This window comes from Enterobacter cloacae complex sp. GYL001, assembly GCF_049237125.1.
Taxonomy (GTDB): Bacteria; Pseudomonadota; Gammaproteobacteria; order Enterobacterales; family Enterobacteriaceae; genus Enterobacter; species Enterobacter hormaechei_C.
Genome location: NZ_JBMKGW010000011.1, coordinates 103,053 through 118,692 on the forward strand (window position 1 = coordinate 103,053; position 15,640 = coordinate 118,692).

Annotated in this window: 18 protein-coding genes; 12 read left to right on the forward strand and 6 right to left on the reverse strand. The window is 53.3% G+C overall.

Features of this window, described 5'->3' with window-relative positions; all coding sequences use genetic code 11:
• The first annotated feature begins 2 nt into the window (after positions 1 to 2).
• Positions 3 to 902, forward strand: coding sequence for a glycosyltransferase family 2 protein (locus ACOTWU_RS18190; RefSeq protein WP_045338664.1), 900 nt, complete (start codon positions 3 to 5; stop codon positions 900 to 902).
• A complete protein-coding gene (locus ACOTWU_RS18195) occupies positions 890 to 2,101 on the forward strand; it encodes an O-antigen ligase family protein (RefSeq protein WP_015570034.1) in 1,212 nt (403 codons plus the stop codon). Before ACOTWU_RS18190 ends, ACOTWU_RS18195 begins: the two co-directional genes overlap by 13 nt.
• Positions 2,102 to 2,127: 26 nt before the next feature.
• Here the strand turns inward: ACOTWU_RS18195 and ACOTWU_RS18200 are convergent, their stop codons facing one another.
• Positions 2,128 to 3,081: a polysaccharide deacetylase family protein gene (locus ACOTWU_RS18200; RefSeq protein WP_023302886.1), complete on the reverse strand. Its 954-nt coding sequence runs from the start codon at positions 3,079 to 3,081 to the stop codon at positions 2,128 to 2,130.
• Positions 3,082 to 3,231: 150 nt separating this feature from the next.
• Between ACOTWU_RS18200 and rfaQ the strand changes: the two genes are divergently transcribed.
• The 7 genes from rfaQ to coaD all read left to right on the forward strand — a co-directional run bounded on the left by rfaQ (position 3,232) and on the right by coaD (position 10,124).
• Positions 3,232 to 4,302, forward strand: coding sequence for a putative lipopolysaccharide heptosyltransferase III (rfaQ, locus tag ACOTWU_RS18205; RefSeq protein ID WP_060460063.1), 1,071 nt, complete (start codon positions 3,232 to 3,234; stop codon positions 4,300 to 4,302).
• Positions 4,299 to 5,426 carry a glycosyltransferase family 4 protein gene (locus ACOTWU_RS18210; RefSeq protein WP_015570036.1) on the forward strand — a complete coding sequence of 376 codons (1,128 nt, stop codon included), beginning with the start codon at positions 4,299 to 4,301 and terminating at the stop codon, positions 5,424 to 5,426. Before rfaQ ends, ACOTWU_RS18210 begins: the two co-directional genes overlap by 4 nt.
• A gap of 2 nt (positions 5,427 to 5,428) precedes the next feature.
• The gene (locus ACOTWU_RS18215; protein ID WP_040117054.1) at positions 5,429 to 6,529 is read left to right on the forward strand and encodes a glycosyltransferase; all 1,101 of its coding nucleotides are present in this window, start codon (positions 5,429 to 5,431) and stop codon (positions 6,527 to 6,529) included.
• 11 nt (positions 6,530 to 6,540) lie between these two features.
• Positions 6,541 to 7,530 (forward strand): glycosyltransferase, encoded by a 990-nt coding sequence (locus ACOTWU_RS18220; protein WP_015570038.1) that lies wholly within the window; start codon positions 6,541 to 6,543, stop codon positions 7,528 to 7,530.
• A 66-nt stretch (positions 7,531 to 7,596) separates the two neighbouring features.
• Positions 7,597 to 8,871 carry a lipid IV(A) 3-deoxy-D-manno-octulosonic acid transferase gene (gene waaA / locus ACOTWU_RS18225; RefSeq protein WP_003860874.1) on the forward strand — a complete coding sequence of 425 codons (1,275 nt, stop codon included), beginning with the start codon at positions 7,597 to 7,599 and terminating at the stop codon, positions 8,869 to 8,871.
• Positions 8,871 to 9,641, forward strand: coding sequence for a glycosyltransferase family 2 protein (locus ACOTWU_RS18230; RefSeq protein WP_015570039.1), 771 nt, complete (start codon positions 8,871 to 8,873; stop codon positions 9,639 to 9,641). Before waaA ends, ACOTWU_RS18230 begins: the two co-directional genes overlap by 1 nt.
• 3 nt (positions 9,642 to 9,644) lie before the next feature.
• On the forward strand, positions 9,645 to 10,124 hold the full coding sequence (coaD, locus tag ACOTWU_RS18235) for a pantetheine-phosphate adenylyltransferase (protein WP_015570040.1): 480 nt from the start codon (positions 9,645 to 9,647) through the stop codon (positions 10,122 to 10,124).
• Positions 10,125 to 10,126: 2 nt separating this feature from the next.
• On the opposite strand, the gene mutM is transcribed toward coaD, so the two are convergent.
• The 4 genes from mutM to radC all read right to left on the reverse strand — a co-directional run bounded on the left by mutM (position 10,127) and on the right by radC (position 12,318).
• A complete protein-coding gene (gene mutM, locus ACOTWU_RS18240) occupies positions 10,127 to 10,936 on the reverse strand; it encodes a bifunctional DNA-formamidopyrimidine glycosylase/DNA-(apurinic or apyrimidinic site) lyase (RefSeq protein WP_003860879.1) in 810 nt (269 codons plus the stop codon).
• A gap of 72 nt (positions 10,937 to 11,008) precedes the next feature.
• Entirely contained in the window at positions 11,009 to 11,176 is a 168-nt protein-coding gene (gene rpmG, locus ACOTWU_RS18245) for a 50S ribosomal protein L33 (protein WP_003024094.1), read from the reverse strand.
• A 22-nt stretch (positions 11,177 to 11,198) separates the two neighbouring features.
• Positions 11,199 to 11,435, reverse strand: a complete 237-nt coding sequence (rpmB, locus tag ACOTWU_RS18250; protein ID WP_002436699.1) for a 50S ribosomal protein L28 — start codon at positions 11,433 to 11,435, stop codon at positions 11,199 to 11,201.
• 217 nt (positions 11,436 to 11,652) lie between these two features.
• Complete coding sequence (gene radC / locus ACOTWU_RS18255; RefSeq protein WP_006812419.1) at positions 11,653 to 12,318, reverse strand: RadC family protein; 666 nt, start codon at positions 12,316 to 12,318, stop codon at positions 11,653 to 11,655.
• A gap of 173 nt (positions 12,319 to 12,491) precedes the next feature.
• Here radC and coaBC point away from each other — a divergent pair, with 173 nt between their 5' ends.
• The 3 genes from coaBC to slmA all read left to right on the forward strand — a co-directional run bounded on the left by coaBC (position 12,492) and on the right by slmA (position 14,857).
• Positions 12,492 to 13,703, forward strand: coding sequence for a bifunctional phosphopantothenoylcysteine decarboxylase/phosphopantothenate--cysteine ligase CoaBC (gene coaBC, locus ACOTWU_RS18260; protein WP_168728665.1), 1,212 nt, complete (start codon positions 12,492 to 12,494; stop codon positions 13,701 to 13,703).
• Positions 13,681 to 14,139 carry a dUTP diphosphatase gene (gene dut / locus ACOTWU_RS18265; RefSeq protein ID WP_045348433.1) on the forward strand — a complete coding sequence of 153 codons (459 nt, stop codon included), beginning with the start codon at positions 13,681 to 13,683 and terminating at the stop codon, positions 14,137 to 14,139. Before coaBC ends, dut begins: the two co-directional genes overlap by 23 nt.
• Before the next feature lie 121 nt (positions 14,140 to 14,260).
• Positions 14,261 to 14,857 (forward strand): nucleoid occlusion factor SlmA, encoded by a 597-nt coding sequence (gene slmA / locus ACOTWU_RS18270; protein WP_003860901.1) that lies wholly within the window; start codon positions 14,261 to 14,263, stop codon positions 14,855 to 14,857.
• An 82-nt stretch (positions 14,858 to 14,939) separates the two neighbouring features.
• On the opposite strand, the gene pyrE is transcribed toward slmA, so the two are convergent.
• On the reverse strand, positions 14,940 to 15,581 hold the full coding sequence (gene pyrE / locus ACOTWU_RS18275; protein ID WP_126499004.1) for an orotate phosphoribosyltransferase: 642 nt from the start codon (positions 15,579 to 15,581) through the stop codon (positions 14,940 to 14,942).
• Between the last annotated feature and the right edge of the window lie 59 nt (positions 15,582 to 15,640).

Genomic DNA, 15,640 nt, shown 5'->3' on the forward strand with positions numbered 1-15,640 from the left:
TTATGGCTTTTTTAAGCGTCATTATTGCTGCGCATAACGCTGAAGCTACGCTGCACGCCACGCTTTCAAGCCTGCTGGCAGCAACCGATCAGGATACTGAAGTCATTATTTTCAATGACAGTTCTGAGGATGCCACGCAGGCAATAATTGAAGAGTGGTCGCCGAAATTTCCTCAGATCATAACGCGCACCGTGAACTTTCGTAACGTAGGCCGGGTAAGAAACAGCGCTGTCGCGCTGGCATCGGGTGAGTATATTACGATGCTCGACAGTGACGATTGCTTAAAGCCGGGCAGCCTCAGGGACGCAATGGCCTACCTGAAAGCGCAACGTCCGGATATGTTACTGACACGTTTGCTTGAGATTCGCGATCCCCGGAGAATGACTTCAGACTGGCAGGGATTTAATCCTGTGCCATTGTCACAACATGAAGCAATTGCTCGTTTCTTACGTCATAAAGACTTTCAGGCACATCTCATTGGCCAGTTTATTCATCGTAGTCTTTACGAGAAAAATCCCATACCTCCGATGTTATGTTATGAGGATTTCGCTGTCTTCCCGGGAATGTTGATGCAATCGAGTAAAATAGCCTATCAGCGCCAGGGGCATTATTATTACATCAAGCGTCGCGACAGTTTGTCGAGCAGTCTGGACGCCAGCAAAATTTCAACGCTTGTCGAATGCACGTTACAGATGGAAAGAACATTTCCGTCACGCTACAAACATCTCGTCAATTGCCACTGGTTTGATATTTACAGCAACCATCGGTCCTGTCTGACAGACCAACAATTGCAGCTCGTGAAACAACGCGTAAAGACCATGTATACATTGTCTTTTTTCCTGTCCACCGATGTTCGTTTTAGCTACAAAAAAAGGGTTATTGAGGCGTTATGGAAAAAATAAAACCACGGCTATATCAACTGACGATCGCTTTAAGCCTCATCTCCTTGATATTGGCTTTAGTCAGTTCTGGGAAGCAAAGAGAATTTTTCTATATCGCTATTTACGTCAGTATTATTGGCCTGGCTTTCGAATATAAAAAAATCACTCTGCGACCTTTTACTATAGCACTGCCCATTCTGCTGATTGGGTTACTTAACCTCGGCTGGTACTTACTCTATGAGTATCATAACGAGGGCCTCAACCTTTACAGCGACTACCTCGGTGCCAGCAAAAAGTTAATTTTAGCGAGTGTCCTGATTTTCTATATCGACCGCTTTAAGTTTTATATCGATAAGGATACCTTCAGGAAATTCTTCTTCTTCGCAACGGCCCTGGGGTTTGTGCTCGCCACAGGGTATGGCTTGTGGCAGGCCTCGCAAGGTATGACTCGCGTTGAGATGGCAATTAACCGTGCCACCGTTTCAGCTTATGTTTATTCTGTCCTGTCACTGGCTTTCGTATACAGTCTTTACCTTCAACAGAACGTGAAGCTGTATGTTGTTGCGGGCTTCACTATATTAATCTCTTACTTCGTCATACTGTTGACGGGGACCCGCGCTGCGATGGGTTTATATCTGCTTCTGGCGATTGTGCTCACGCTTTATCATTTCAGAAAGATTCATCTTAAATCAGCCCTCATCTTTTTATGCATTGTTGCAGGCGTTGTAATCGTTAGCTACAAGCCATTGATTTCGCCAAAAATACAACAAACCCAACGTGAGGTTGAACGTTATCAACAAGGTTTTGACCGCACCTCACTCGGCGCACGTTTTTCGATGTGGACTATCGGGATCGAGAATGGTCTTGCCCATCCGTTAGGGCAATCGCTGGAAGAGCGTGAAGCGTGGACCCGACACTACATTAAAGACGGCCATCCTCACCTTGGCAGTGCACTCGAATACATCAAAGTCCACCTGCATAATGAATTTATTGAGAAATACTCTTTGCAGGGGATCCCCGGCGTAGCGGTAATGCTCTTTTTCTTCGTTTCGATGATTGTGTATGCCCTACGAAACAGAAACGCACTGCTGCTGACGTCGATGCTTCTTTTGCTTTTGTATGGACTGACGGATGTCATACTGCTCAGTTCAGAAGCCTTAATCTTCTTTATGATTTTGTTTGCGCTAAGTACACCTTTCTCACAAACAAAACAGCAATAACAAATATGCCCGCCTGGCGGGCATAACTATTTTTTGTACTGGTAAAACTCCGCCAGCGTCATCCCCACGGTCTTATCTGATAACCAGGTAAAGAGCTGCTCCAGATCCTGATACAGCCCCTCAATCGCGGCCTCGTCTTTAAAAGTAGGGCTCCCGCCAGGCATAAATTCCGACGAATGCAGCATAAACTCCACGTAGTCATTCCCCTGAGCCAGGCACTGCTGCGCAACCTTAATCATCTCCGCCGCATTTCCTCCGGACGGACGTAACCAGTTAACTGACGGAGAACGGTATTTACCGCGCAGACGATCATAACCCTGCTTCAGGGAATTCAGCCATGCCGGGTGTTTATACTGGATGCTCATCGGCACTTCGAGGAGAGGGCTGTTTCCCGGCCGGGAAATGTCGTCTACGTCCAAAAAGTAGGCACGATCGGGAAAATGCTGGTAATTCGTTCCGCCATTACCCTGCGGGGCACCTTTCGCGTTACGCCAGTTCACGCGCGGCGTAACGGAACAATCTACCTGATACCCCAGCTCAATCAGCAACTGGGCGTAACGGCTGTCGAATGCCCAGCGCCCGGCGCGATGGCTGAGCATTTTTGTCTGGAAAGTCTCTTCCAGTAAGCGGGTCATGAAGAGCACTTTCTCACGCATGACCTCGTCTGAAAACTCAATCAGATAAGGCTGCCAGCGCCAGTCATCACCGGTCAGATCGTGTTCCGGAGGGCTATTCCAGGCATGGAGATGCATTCCCACCTCACCCTGGCCGCGGGCTATGACCTCTTTCGCGAACTCAATGAATACCGGTTCGACTGCCATCTCGTAGTTGGTCAGCCAGACGGGCTTAAAGCCGAAGCGTTCACAAAGCGCCTGAAACCGCGCCAGGTAGCGCGCGTTTTCCGTTTTGATCACCCGGTGGTTCTGCCAGAGATTATCCCCTTCGGTATCGATCGTGATGATAAACGCTGGTTTTTTCATAATGAGCCCGCAAGACAAAATAGTTAGCGCTATGTTACGCACGCCCGAAAGCAGGAGTAAACCCTTCCAGGGAAATTCCTGACATTATGGAGAAAGAGTGCAAGTCGTTACCAGGTCTATTAGAATTGCCAATAGTACAACGCCGATAAGATGATGATGAATAACTTACCTGACACGCCTGATTTGCGCATTTTACTGATCAAACTTCGCCATCATGGTGACATGTTACTCACCACCCCCGTCATCAATTCATTACGCCAGAAATGGCCTGACGCCCAAATCGACGTGCTTCTCTATGAAGAGACGCGAGACATGCTCGCCGCGCATCCGGCAATCAGGACGATCTATGGTATCGATCGTAAATGGAAGCAGCTGGGGACGCTGAAGCACCTGCAAAAAGAGTGGCAGTTGCTTCGTGCTTTACGTGCTCAGCATTATCATCTGGTGATCAATCTTGCCGATCAGTGGCGCAGCGCGATTGTTACCCGCTTCACCGGCGCACCGGTTCGGCTCGGGTTCGCTTTTAACAAGCGCAATAATGCCTTCTGGCGTTTTTGTCACAGTGAACTGGTCTCGGTCGCCAGCCATCAGTCGCTGCACACCGTTGAACAAAATCTCTCCATACTGTCAGCGCTGCCGGTAATGGCCAACCCTACCGTGACCATGGCTTACAGCGCGGATGACTGGCGCCATGCTCACCAAAAGCTGTCGCAAAAGGGCGTGGGAGACCGCTACATCGTTATTCAACCCACTTCACGCTGGTTCTTTAAGTGCTGGGATGAAGGCAAAATGGCGCAAACTATCGCCGCGTTGCAACAGGACGGCCACACTATCGTCCTCACGGCGGGACCGGACAAGAAAGAGCTGGCGATGATTGACCGCATTCTTGCCGCCTCCCCGCAGACGGGTGTTGTATCGCTGGCAGGGCAGTTAACCCTGCGCCAGCTGGCCTCGCTAATCGATCACGCGATCCTGTTCATTGGCGTTGACTCCGTACCCATGCACATGGCCGCCGCTCTTCAGACGCCCTGCGTGGCGCTGTTTGGCCCGTCAAAATTGACGTTCTGGTCGCCATGGCAGGTTAACGGAGAGGTCATCTGGGCAGGTAACTACGGCCCGCTTCCCAACCCTGACGCCATTGATACAAAAACGACGGAACGTTATCTCGACGCCATCCCCGTTGATGTTGTCGTCTCCGCCGCAAGGAGATACCTGCAATGAAGCTTCATCGTCTGGCCATTGTGCGCCAAAAATATCGTCCGGATGGGGGAGCAGAACGTTTTGTCTCCAGGGCACTTACCGCGCTGAGCAATCAAAATCTTGAGCTCAACGTCATCACCCGCGAGTGGCAGGGCGAAAAGCAGGACGACTGGCATATTCATATTTGCGATCCCCGAAAGTGGGGCCGCATCAGCCGTGAGCGCGGCTTTGCACACGCCGCGCGCGCGCTGTGGCAGCAACAGCAGTTTGATATTGTCCAGAGCCACGAACGTATTCCGGGCTGCGATATTTACCGCGCCGGGGATGGTGTACATCGACGCTGGCTGCTACAGCGTACGCGTATTCTCCCCGCCTGGCGCGCGAAGCTGCTTATGCACGATCGCTATCACCGCTACGTGATGCACGCAGAACGTGAAATGTACCAGGCTCCCGAGTTGAAAGCCGTTATCTGTAATGCGGAGATGATCAAGCGCGAAATCGTCGAAGACTTTGATATTGACGCAAAAAAGATACATGTGATTTATAATTCAATAGATTCCAGCCGCTTCGTTCCGGCAGAAGAGAGGCAACGCGCTGTACTGCGTCAGCAATTTGGCTTACCCGCTGATGCCGTCATTTTCTGCTTCGTGGGTTCAGGGTTTGAACGTAAGGGGCTGGCAAGCGCTATTCGGGCTATAGCAGGAACCTCGGCGTGGCTGGTTGTGGTCGGTCAGGATAAAGCGGAAAGCCGTTATCGCGACCTCGCCCGTTCATTAGGCTGTGAGGGGCAAATCCGTTTCCTGGGGATGCAAAAAGAGACGCTGCCATTTTATCAGCTTTCTGATGGTTTACTGCTGCCGACGCTGTATGATCCTTTCCCTAACGTCATACTTGAAGCGATGGCCTGTGGTTTGCCCGTCATTACGTCAGAGAGTTGCGGTGGTTCAGAATTTATTGAGCAAGGCCAGAACGGGTTTTACTGTGATGCACTTGATATCCACACATTGAAGGAGGCCGTCATGTCCATCCCTTCACTGGAAAAAAATAACAATATGGGGCTTGCGGCGCGTGAACGCGTCAGAGAAGCAACCCCTGAAAAACTATCAAGTCAGCTTATTTCGCTTTATCAAAAATTACTGGATTAATAATGCGCATCCTAATGATTATTGATGGTTTACCCGGTGGAGGAGCCGAAAAAACGGTTCTCACCCTCTCCAGCGGACTGACAGAACTGGGGCATCAGGTCACCCTTTTCTCCTTACGGAAGGTGTGCGACTACGCCATTCCGGAAGGCATCGATTTTCAGGTTGTGCAGGATACCTGTAAAAAACCCTGGCGGAAGCTGACCGAGATCCCGCGTCGCGCCCGTTTGCTGGATCGCGCCATCGAGCAGGCAGAACGCAGCGGTAAATTTGACGTCGTGTTCTCACATCTGCATAAAACCGACCGTATCGTGGCGCACAGCCGCGTGCTGGATCGGGATAAGGTCTGGTTCTGCGTACACGGGATGTTCTCCTTCTCCTATTTGCGCCATCGCAGCGGGATTTCTCGCTGGTTTAAGCATTATAAGATCCGTCATACCTATGAAAACCGCAACGTGGTGGCGGTATCCGGCGCCGTGCTGCACGATCTGTCTGAAGTACTCGCGATCCCCCTGCGGCGCAAAGCGGTTATCCATAACCCCTTTGATATCCCTGAAATTCAGCGTCTGGCGGAAGCGCCCTTTGAGATGCAGGGGCAGGATTACATTATCCACGTTGGCCGTTTTCATGAACACAAACGTCACGACAGGCTGCTGCGGGCGTTTGCGCTGAGCAAGATCGACGCATCGTTGGTGTTGATGGGCAAAGGTTCTGACGCGAAAATAAATCAGCTCAAACAGCTTGCCGCTAAGCTGGGAATTGAAAACAAGATCGTCTTCCGCCCGTTCGAAACCAACCCCTACCCGTGGATCAAAGGGGCACGCCTTTTAGTGTTAAGTTCCGACTGCGAAGGTTTTGGTAATGTACTGGTAGAGTCCATTATCTGTCAGACCCCACCGGTGAGTACAAACTGCCCTGGCGGCCCTGCTGAGATCCTTACTGGCCCCCTGGCGCGTGGTCTGACAGCGTTAACCGACGAATCACTTGCGAAAACACTGGCAGAACTGTATGCCTCTCCGCCGGTTGTTGATCGCGAAACGATCGCATCGTTCGGTATCAACGCCATTTGCCAGCAATACATTGCTTTGGTCGACAACCAAAAATAATCAGGTTTCATATGCAAAATTCAGCGCCTTTATTAAGCGTGGTGGTGGCCGTTTATAACGGTGAAGCTTTTCTCGATCAGTTCTTTACCTGCCTTGTAAATCAACACATCGACAGTATGGAAGTCATCATCGTGAATGACGGTTCCACTGACCGCTCGATGCAGATTGTCGAAAAATGGCGCGAAAAGCTGCCACAGATGCAGGTTATTGAACAACCTAATCAGGGCGTGTCCATCGCGCGTAATACTGGCCTGGCCGTTGCGACCGGGCAGTATCTCTCTTTCCCGGATATTGATGATGTCTTCAAACCCGGCATGTACCAGCGTCTGCTGGATATGGCCGTCACGCAGAACCTGGATGTCGCCACCTGCAATGGCAACTACGTCTGGGAAAATAACAAAAAACCGTCTCGCCCTATCTTCCCTGAAGATAAGCTCGCCTCAACGGGCGTCATGAATGGCGCGGCATGGTTAAAAAAGGCGCTGGATTCTCGTAAGTTCCTGCATGTGACCTGGCTGAATATCTATCGTCACGATTTTATTCGTCAGCACGGCTTCCGTTTCGAGCCAGGCCTGCGCCATCAGGATATCCCGTGGACGACTGAGGTGCTGCTTGCCGCGGAACGCGTTCAGTACACCAGCGAACGCTTTTACGACTACTACATTCACTCCGCCTCGGTATCGCACACCCCGGATAATGACGACACGCTGATTCGCTCTGCGCGCCATTATATGAAGATCCTGAAGATGCTTGATGCCATTAACCAGCGCTACCCGGATAAAGTGAAAAATATCCCGGCCTGTTACTGGCAAATCGCTAAAGAGGGTCTGGGAATTATTCATACCTTCGACAACATGAAGGATGAGGCGAAGAAATCAATGATAATCAAAGAGTTCTTCGACACCGGGATCTGGAAGCTCATCTGGAAAAGTGCCAAAAGCCCGCGTTTGCGCTGGCGCCTGGGCCGGCGCTACTTCCGTTTAAAACGGTATCTGGCATAAGAGATAGCTTTAGCACGCTTAAATGCTTAGAATTTCCCGGCCGAAACTAAAAAAACGGATAATCGCTTGGAATTGTTGTATACCGCCCTGCTCTACATCATTCAGCCACTGGTGTGGCTGCGACTGTTGCTTCGTAGCCGTAAAGCGCCTGCGTACCGTAAACGCTGGGCCGAACGTTATGGCTACTGCCGCAATAAAGTGGCGCCGGACGGTATTCTGCTGCATTCCGTGTCAGTCGGGGAAACGCTGGCCGCCATTCCACTGGTGCGTGCCCTGCGCCACCGTTATCCGTCACTGCCCATCACCGTCACCACGATGACGCCAACCGGCTCAGAGCGCGTGATGTCTGCCTTCGGTAAAGACGTGCATCACGTCTACCTGCCGTACGATCTCCCCTGCGCCATGAACCGTTTCCTGAATACCGTGCGCCCTAAACTGGTGATCGTCATGGAAACCGAACTGTGGCCGAATATGATTTCCGCCCTGCATGCCCGTAAAATTCCTTTGGTTATCGCCAACGCGCGTCTGTCGGAACGCTCGGCGAAAGGGTACGGCAAGCTGGGTAAATTTATGCGTCGCCTCCTCAGCAAAATCACGCTGATCGCCGCGCAGAACGAAGAAGATGCCGCGCGCTTTATCGCCCTCGGCCTGAAGCGCAACCAGCTTGCGGTCACGGGTAGCCTGAAGTTCGATATTTCCGTCACCCCTGAACTCGCCGCCCGTGCGGTAACACTGCGTCGTCAGTGGGCGCCGCGTCGCCAGGTCTGGATTGCCACCAGCACCCATGACGGCGAAGAAGCCATTATTCTTCAGGCTCACCGCCAGCTGCTGGAAAAATTCCCTGATTTACTGCTGATTCTGGTTCCTCGCCATCCTGAGCGTTTTAAAGATGCCCGCGAGATGGTGCAAAAAGGCGGTTTCAGCTTCACCCTGCGCAGCAGCGGCGAAATCCCCTCTGGCAGCACGCAGGTGGTGATTGGCGATACGATGGGCGAACTGATGCTGCTGTACGGGATCGCCGATCTTGCTTTCGTTGGCGGAAGCCTGGTGGAGCGCGGTGGTCATAACCCGCTGGAGCCGGCAGCCCACGCCATTCCCGTGCTGATGGGGCCACACACGTTTAACTTCAAAGATATCTGCGCGAAATTGCAGCAAGCCGATGGCTTAATCACCGTGACCGACGCGGATTCGGTGGTCAAAGAGGTCTCTACCCTTCTGACTGACGAAGATTACCGCCTGTGGTACGGTCGTCACGCCGTTGAAGTCCTGCATCAGAACCAGGGGGCGCTGACCCGTCTGCTGCAACTTCTGCAACCTTACCTGCCGCAGCGGAGCCACTAATGTCAACGCGTCTGTCGGTCGTGATGATCGCCAAAAACGCCGCCGACCTGCTTCCGGATTGCCTGGCCTCTGTTGCCTGGGCTGACGAAATCGTCATTCTCGACTCCGGAAGTACGGACAACACGGCGGACGTTGCCCGTGCAGCCGGAGCAAAAGTCTTTACCGACACCGACTGGCAGGGCTACGGTATTCAGCGCCAGCGTGCGCAGGGTTACGCCACGGGCGATTACGTGTTGATGATCGATACCGATGAGCGCGTCACCCCGGAACTCCGACAGGCCATTCAAACGGTGCTTGCCGCGCCACAGCCCGGCGCGGTCTACAGTATCGCGCGTCGTAACTATTTCCTGGGCCGCTTTATGCGCCACAGCGGCTGGTACCCCGACCGCGTGATGCGCCTCTATGCGCGCGAGCGTTATCAGTACAACGACAACCTGGTCCATGAATCTCTGGCCTGCGATAGCGCTCAGGTCATCCCTCTGACGGGCGATCTGCTTCATCTGACCTGCCGCGATTTCGCCAGCTTCCAGCGGAAACAGCTGAACTATGCCACCGCCTGGGCACAGGAGCGGCATACGCGCGGCAAGAAGGCCACGCTGACCGGCATCTTCACCCACACGCTGGGCGCGTTTCTGAAAACGCTGCTGCTGCGTGGCGGCGTGCTGGACGGCAAACAGGGCTGGTTACTGGCCGTAGTGAATGCCCAGTATACTTTCAACAAATACACCGAGCTGTGGGCGCTGAACCGCGGCTACTCAGAGAAAACGTGAGCCATGAGCACAAAAGCGATTTATCCGGGTACCTTCGATCCGATCACTAACGGTCATCTTGATATCATCACCCGTGCGGCGTGTATGTTCGACAAGGTGATTCTGGCCATTGCCGCCAGCCCGAGCAAAAAGCCGATGTTCGACCTGAACGAACGCGTGCAGCTTGCCACCGATGCGATTTCGCATCTGTCGAATGTTGAGGTCGTCGGATTCAGCGACTTGATGGCAAACTTTGCCCGTGACCGGCAGGCCAATATCCTGATCCGCGGTCTTCGCGCGGTAGCAGACTTCGAATATGAGATGCAGCTGGCACACATGAACCGCCATCTGATGCCGGAGCTGGAGAGCGTATTCCTGATGCCCTCCAAAGAGTGGTCCTTCATCTCTTCCTCACTGGTGAAAGAGGTGGCGCGCCATCACGGGGACGTTACCCACTTCCTGCCGGTTAACGTCCACCAGGCGTTGATGGAAAAGCTAAAGTAACCCTACTTCTGGCACTGACGGCAGTAAAACGTGGCGCGCTGAGCGTGCTTCGTGGCAATAATCGGCGTCCCGCAGGCTCTGCACGGCTCACCCTTACGGCCATAAACCTGCAACTCCTGCGCAAAATAGCCCGGCTTCCCGTCGCTTTGCAGGAAATCCTTCAGCGTCGTCCCGCCCTGCTCAATTGAGCGCAGCAGTACCGCTTTAATTACTCTGACCAGCAGCTCGCACTCCTGCGCCGACAGCGAGGAGGCCAGCCGATCGGGATGGATCCCGGCGGCAAACAACGATTCGCTGGCATAGATATTTCCCACGCCCACCACCAGCTTGTTATCCATCAGCCAGGGTTTAATCGGGGTTTTCTTTTTCGCGCACTTCTCTTTGAGATAATCCGCGTTAAACGCCTCTGACAGCGGCTCAGGTCCGAGATGCGCCAGCACGTTGTGTCCTTCCAGCTCTTTGGTCCACAGCCATGCGCCAAAGCGACGCGGGTCGGTGTAACGCAGCACTTTGCCGTTACTCATCACCAGATCAACGTGGTCGTGCTTTTCCGCAGGCAACTCTTCGGTGAGGATGCGCAAGCTTCCCGACATGCCCAGATGGATAATGATCCAGCCGTCAGGCAGCTCCAGCAGCAGGTATTTCGCGCGGCGCTGCACGCTCAGGACGGGTTTGTCGCTTAACGCGTGGATCTCATCGGACACCGGCCAGCGCAGACGCCCGTTGCGAACGACAGCATGAAGAATAGTCGCGCCAACCAGATGGGGCTCAATGCCGCGGCGGCTGGTCTCTACCTCAGGTAATTCAGGCATGGTTCCTCCGTTGAGATGCAGAATGCAAAAAACCCCGCAGTTGCGGGGTTTTTCAATACAAGGAGACTAAAATTATTTGATTTTAGCTTCTTTGTACAGTACGTGCTGGCGTACAACTGGATCGAATTTTTTCAGTTCCAGTTTTTCCGGCTTAGTACGTTTGTTCTTCGTGGTGGTGTAGAAGTGACCTGTACCAGCAGAAGAAACCAGCTTGATTTTCTCGCGAATACCTTTAGCCATGATTTATTTCCTCTTTAAGTACTTAGTACTTTTCGCCACGGGCACGCAGTTCGGACAGAACTGTATCGATGCCTTTCTTATCGATTACACGCATACCTTTAGCAGATACGCGCAGGGTGACAAAACGCTTCTCGCTCTCAACCCAGAAACGGTGAGAGTGCAGGTTCGGCAGGAAACGGCGTTTAGTCGCGTTCAGTGCGTGGGAACGGTTGTTACCGGTCACCGGACGCTTGCCAGTAACTTGGCAGACTCGGGACATGTCTATTCTCCAAAAATCAAATTAGCTCGAGCTTCGTATGGGGTATCGGCGCCTCGTCAGGCTTTACAGCCCGGTCATCGCATAGTTCTATTGAACTCTCGATTGCCAGGCCCAAATGCCAAACCCGAGATTCTCAAAGGTGGCGTAGTATACGCTGACTCGGCGGTGTGCTCAAGTCCCGAACAGACAAAGATCCCGATGGATCGCGAGAAAAGGCCTAAATCCAGCCACGTTCGGCAAAAGAAATGTACTCTCCGCGGCCAATTATCAGATGGTCCAGCACACGAATGTCCATGAATTGACAGCATTTGATAATACGTTCGGTAATTGCTTTGTCAGCTCTGCTTGGTTCTGCACAGCCAGAGGGGTGATTATGCGCGAGGATCACGCCGGCTGCATTCACTTTTATCGCTTCCCGCACAATTTCACGCGGATGCACCTCAACATGGCTCAATGTTCCCGAAAAAAGGCGGGTATGTTTCAGTACCCGGTTTTTGTTATCGAGAAAGATCACCATAAAGATCTCCCGCTCCAGATCGGAGAGCTGGCTTTGCAGAAATTCGCGGGTCATATCGGGGGTGAGGATCGGGTCTTCTTCCTCCATACGCACGTTGTAAAATCGCCGGGCCAGCTCGGCAATGCCCCGTAACTGGGCATATTTCGCCACGCCAATGCCCTCAACGTGCGTAAACGCCTCCAGCTCAGCGGTCAGCAATCCATACAGTGAACCGAAATGGTCTATCAGTTCTTTCGCCAGCGTAAATACCGTTTTCCCCGGCGTGCCTGTGCGTAAAAAGAGCGCCAGCAGCTCGTCGTCCTTTAACAACGTGACGCCATGACGCAGCATTTTTTCACGCGGTAGCAGCAGTTCAGTCTCTTCCATGCCCGGCCTCCTTCTGTTTGCCATTATGCTGCCACAGGCAAATTCGGGGTTCGACGCTGGCATTTCGTTCTTGCGTAACGCCTCGCAAAGTGAATTAAGGACATCATCACCCCGTTTTAGGGATTGTGATAAAATGCCCGCTCTCTGGTGAAACCCAACAGGAAAGAATCATGATGAGCCTGGCCGGTAAAAAAATCGTTCTTGGCGTCAGCGGCGGTATTGCTGCCTATAAAACGCCAGACCTGGTGCGCCGTTTGCGCGAGCGCGGGGCCGACGTACGGGTCGCGATCACCGAAGGCGGCAAAGCCTTTATCACCCCGCTGAGCCTGCAAGCCGTCTCGGGATACCCGGTATCCGACAGCCTGCTCGACCCGGCAGCCGAAGCCGCAATGGGCCACATTGAGCTGGGGAAATGGGCCGATCTGGTTATCCTTGCCCCCGCCACGGCAGATTTAATTGCCCGCGTGGCAGCCGGTATGGCGAACGATCTGGTAACGACCATTTGCCTCGCCACGCCTGCGCCCGTCGCGGTTGTGCCCGCAATGAACCAGCAGATGTACCGCAACGCCGCTACCCAGCATAATCTGGACACGCTGGCCTCGCGCGGCCTGCTGATTTGGGGACCGGACAGTGGCAGCCAGGCCTGCGGCGACGTTGGGCCAGGGCGTATGCTCGACCCATTGACGATTGTTGATATGGCCGCCGCCCATTTCTCGCCTGTCAACGATCTGCAACATCTCAACATCATGATTACCGCGGGTCCCACGCGCGAGCCGCTGGATCCGGTGCGTTACATCACCAACCACAGCTCCGGCAAAATGGGCTTTGCGATTGCTGCCGCGGCAGCCAAACGCGGCGCGAACGTCACGCTGGTGAGCGGCCCGGTGTCGCTTACCACCCCTGCGTTTGTGCAGCGTATTGATGTAACGACCGCGCTGGAAATGGAAGCCGCCGTACAGGCACATGCTCAACAGCAGCATATTTTTATCGGCTGTGCGGCCGTCGCTGATTACCGCGCCGAAACCATTGCCGACGCCAAAATTAAAAAGCAAGGTGATGAATTAACAATAAAAATGGTGAAGAACCCGGATATCGTTGCCGGTGTCGCCGCATTGAAAACTCATCGACCTTACGTTGTTGGGTTTGCCGCAGAAACGAATAATGTGGAAGAATATGCCCGGCAAAAACGTACCCGCAAAAACCTCGATTTGATTTGCGCGAACGACGTATCGCTGTCCACGCAAGGATTTAACAGCGACAGCAACGCATTGCACCTTTTCTGGCAGGATGGAGATAAAGTCTTACCGCTTGAGCGCAAAGAACTCCTGGGCCAACACTTACTGGACGAGATCGTTACCCGTTATGATGAAAAAAATCGACGTTAAGATTCTGGACCCGCGCGTTGGCGAGCAATTTCCGCTGCCAACGTATGCCACCTCCGGCTCTGCCGGTCTTGACCTGCGCGCCTGTCTTGATGACGCCGTAGAACTGGCGCCAGGTGCAACGACCCTGATCCCGACCGGGCTGGCGATTCACATTGCTGACTCGTCACTGGCAGCGGTGATCCTGCCGCGCTCTGGCCTGGGCCACAAGCATGGCGTCGTGCTGGGTAATCTGGTCGGCCTGATCGATTCTGACTATCAGGGTCAGCTGATGGTATCCGTCTGGAACCGTGGCCAGGACAGCTTCACCATTGAGCCGGGCGAGCGTATCGCGCAGATGGTGTTTGTACCGGTGGTGCAGGCAGAATTTAACCTGGTGGCAGACTTCGACGCTACCGACCGTGGCGAAGGCGGCTTCGGCCATTCCGGGCGCAAATAACCGCCCGACAAACACGCATCTCACAGCGCCATAATGCAATAACAAACCGCAAACGTCAGTTTGCGGGTCGCTGTGTGGTTGCCAGCCTGACAAGTGCTTATTTTCAGGGGTATTTTGTAACATGGCAGAAAAACAAACCGCGAAAAGGAATCGTCGCGAAGAAATACTTCAATCTCTGGCTCTGATGCTTGAATCCAGCGACGGCAGTCAACGCATCACCACCGCAAAACTGGCGGCCTCTGTGGGCGTGTCAGAGGCGGCGCTGTATCGTCATTTCCCGAGCAAAACCCGGATGTTTGACAGCCTGATCGAGTTTATCGAAGACAGCCTGATCACGCGCATCAACCTGATTCTGAAGGATGAAAAAGACACCAGCACGCGTCTGCGTCTGATTGTGCTGCTGATTCTGGGCTTTGGTGAACGTAACCCGGGTCTGACCCGTATTCTGACCGGCCACGCGCTGATGTTTGAACAGGATCGTCTGCAAGGCCGTATAAACCAGCTTTTTGAGCGTATCGAAGCCCAGCTGCGTCAGGTTCTGCGCGAGAAGAAAATGCGGGAAGGCGAGGGATATAATACGGATGAGACCCTGCTGGCAAGCCAGATCCTGGCTTTTTGCGAAGGGATGCTCTCCCGGTTTGTGCGCAGCGAGTTTAAATATCGACCAACGGACGATTTTGACGCCCGCTGGCCGTTAGTGGCTGCTCAGTTACAGTAACGCCATCGCCGGATGGCGGCTTCGCCTTATCCGGCCTACGAACGGGTAGGCCCGGTAAGCGTAGCGCCACCGGGCAATTGAATTATACGCCAAACTCTTCGCGGTATTGACGCACCGCCGCCAGATGATCAGCCATCTCAGGCTTCTCTTCCAGATACGCAATCAGGTCTTTCAGCGTGATAATCGACGTGACCTTGCAGCCATAATCGCGCTCCACTTCCTGAATAGCAGAGATGTCGCCGCGCCCGCGCTCCTGACGATCGAGCGAAATCAGCACACCCGCAAGCGTTGCGCCGTTAGCCTGGATAATCTCCATCGATTCACGGATCGCGGTACCTGCGGTGATCACGTCATCCACCAGCATCACACGCCCCTGCAACGCACTGCCTACCAGATTGCCGCCTTCACCGTGGGTTTTGGCCTCTTTACGGTTAAAGCAGTACGGTACGTCGCGGTCATGGTGCTCCGCCAGCGCTACCGCCGTGGTGGTTGCGATTGGAATGCCTTTGTACGCGGGGCCAAACAGCATGTCGAAATCAATCCCGGAATCCACCAGCGCTTCGGCATAGAAGCGGCCTAACAGTGCCAGGTCGCGCCCGGTATTAAACAGTCCGGCGTTGAAGAAATACGGGCTTTTACGCCCGGATTTCAGCGTGAACTCGCCAAACTTAAGTACCTGCTTGTTAAGCGCAAACTCAATAAACTGGCGCTGATACGATTTCATGGATTTGCTCCTTTGTCTTTTCAGTCTTACAGGCAAAAAAAAGGCGACTCATTGGTCGC

Excerpts from the sequence above, each read along its gene's own strand:
- ACOTWU_RS18230 (WP_015570039.1), top strand. The coding sequence starts at position 8,871 with ATGTCAACGCGTCTGTCGGTCGTGATGATCGCCAAAAACGCCGCCGAC.
- ACOTWU_RS18210 (WP_015570036.1), top strand. The coding sequence starts at position 4,299 with ATGAAGCTTCATCGTCTGGCCATTGTGCGCCAAAAATATCGTCCGGAT.
- ACOTWU_RS18190 (WP_045338664.1), top strand. The coding sequence starts at position 3 with ATGGCTTTTTTAAGCGTCATTATTGCTGCGCATAACGCTGAAGCTACG.
- ACOTWU_RS18195 (WP_015570034.1), top strand. The coding sequence starts at position 890 with ATGGAAAAAATAAAACCACGGCTATATCAACTGACGATCGCTTTAAGC.
- mutM (WP_003860879.1), bottom strand. The coding sequence starts at position 10,936 with ATGCCTGAATTACCTGAGGTAGAGACCAGCCGCCGCGGCATTGAGCCC.
- radC (WP_006812419.1), bottom strand. The coding sequence starts at position 12,318 with ATGGAAGAGACTGAACTGCTGCTACCGCGTGAAAAAATGCTGCGTCAT.
- slmA (WP_003860901.1), top strand. The coding sequence starts at position 14,261 with ATGGCAGAAAAACAAACCGCGAAAAGGAATCGTCGCGAAGAAATACTT.
- ACOTWU_RS18215 (WP_040117054.1), top strand. The coding sequence starts at position 5,429 with ATGCGCATCCTAATGATTATTGATGGTTTACCCGGTGGAGGAGCCGAA.
- coaBC (WP_168728665.1), top strand. The coding sequence starts at position 12,492 with ATGAGCCTGGCCGGTAAAAAAATCGTTCTTGGCGTCAGCGGCGGTATT.
- dut (WP_045348433.1), top strand. The coding sequence starts at position 13,681 with ATGATGAAAAAAATCGACGTTAAGATTCTGGACCCGCGCGTTGGCGAG.
- rpmB (WP_002436699.1), bottom strand. The coding sequence starts at position 11,435 with ATGTCCCGAGTCTGCCAAGTTACTGGCAAGCGTCCGGTGACCGGTAAC.
- rfaQ (WP_060460063.1), top strand. The coding sequence starts at position 3,232 with ATGATGATGAATAACTTACCTGACACGCCTGATTTGCGCATTTTACTG.
- pyrE (WP_126499004.1), bottom strand. The coding sequence starts at position 15,581 with ATGAAATCGTATCAGCGCCAGTTTATTGAGTTTGCGCTTAACAAGCAG.
- ACOTWU_RS18200 (WP_023302886.1), bottom strand. The coding sequence starts at position 3,081 with ATGAAAAAACCAGCGTTTATCATCACGATCGATACCGAAGGGGATAAT.
- coaD (WP_015570040.1), top strand. The coding sequence starts at position 9,645 with ATGAGCACAAAAGCGATTTATCCGGGTACCTTCGATCCGATCACTAAC.
- ACOTWU_RS18220 (WP_015570038.1), top strand. The coding sequence starts at position 6,541 with ATGCAAAATTCAGCGCCTTTATTAAGCGTGGTGGTGGCCGTTTATAAC.
- rpmG (WP_003024094.1), bottom strand. The coding sequence starts at position 11,176 with ATGGCTAAAGGTATTCGCGAGAAAATCAAGCTGGTTTCTTCTGCTGGT.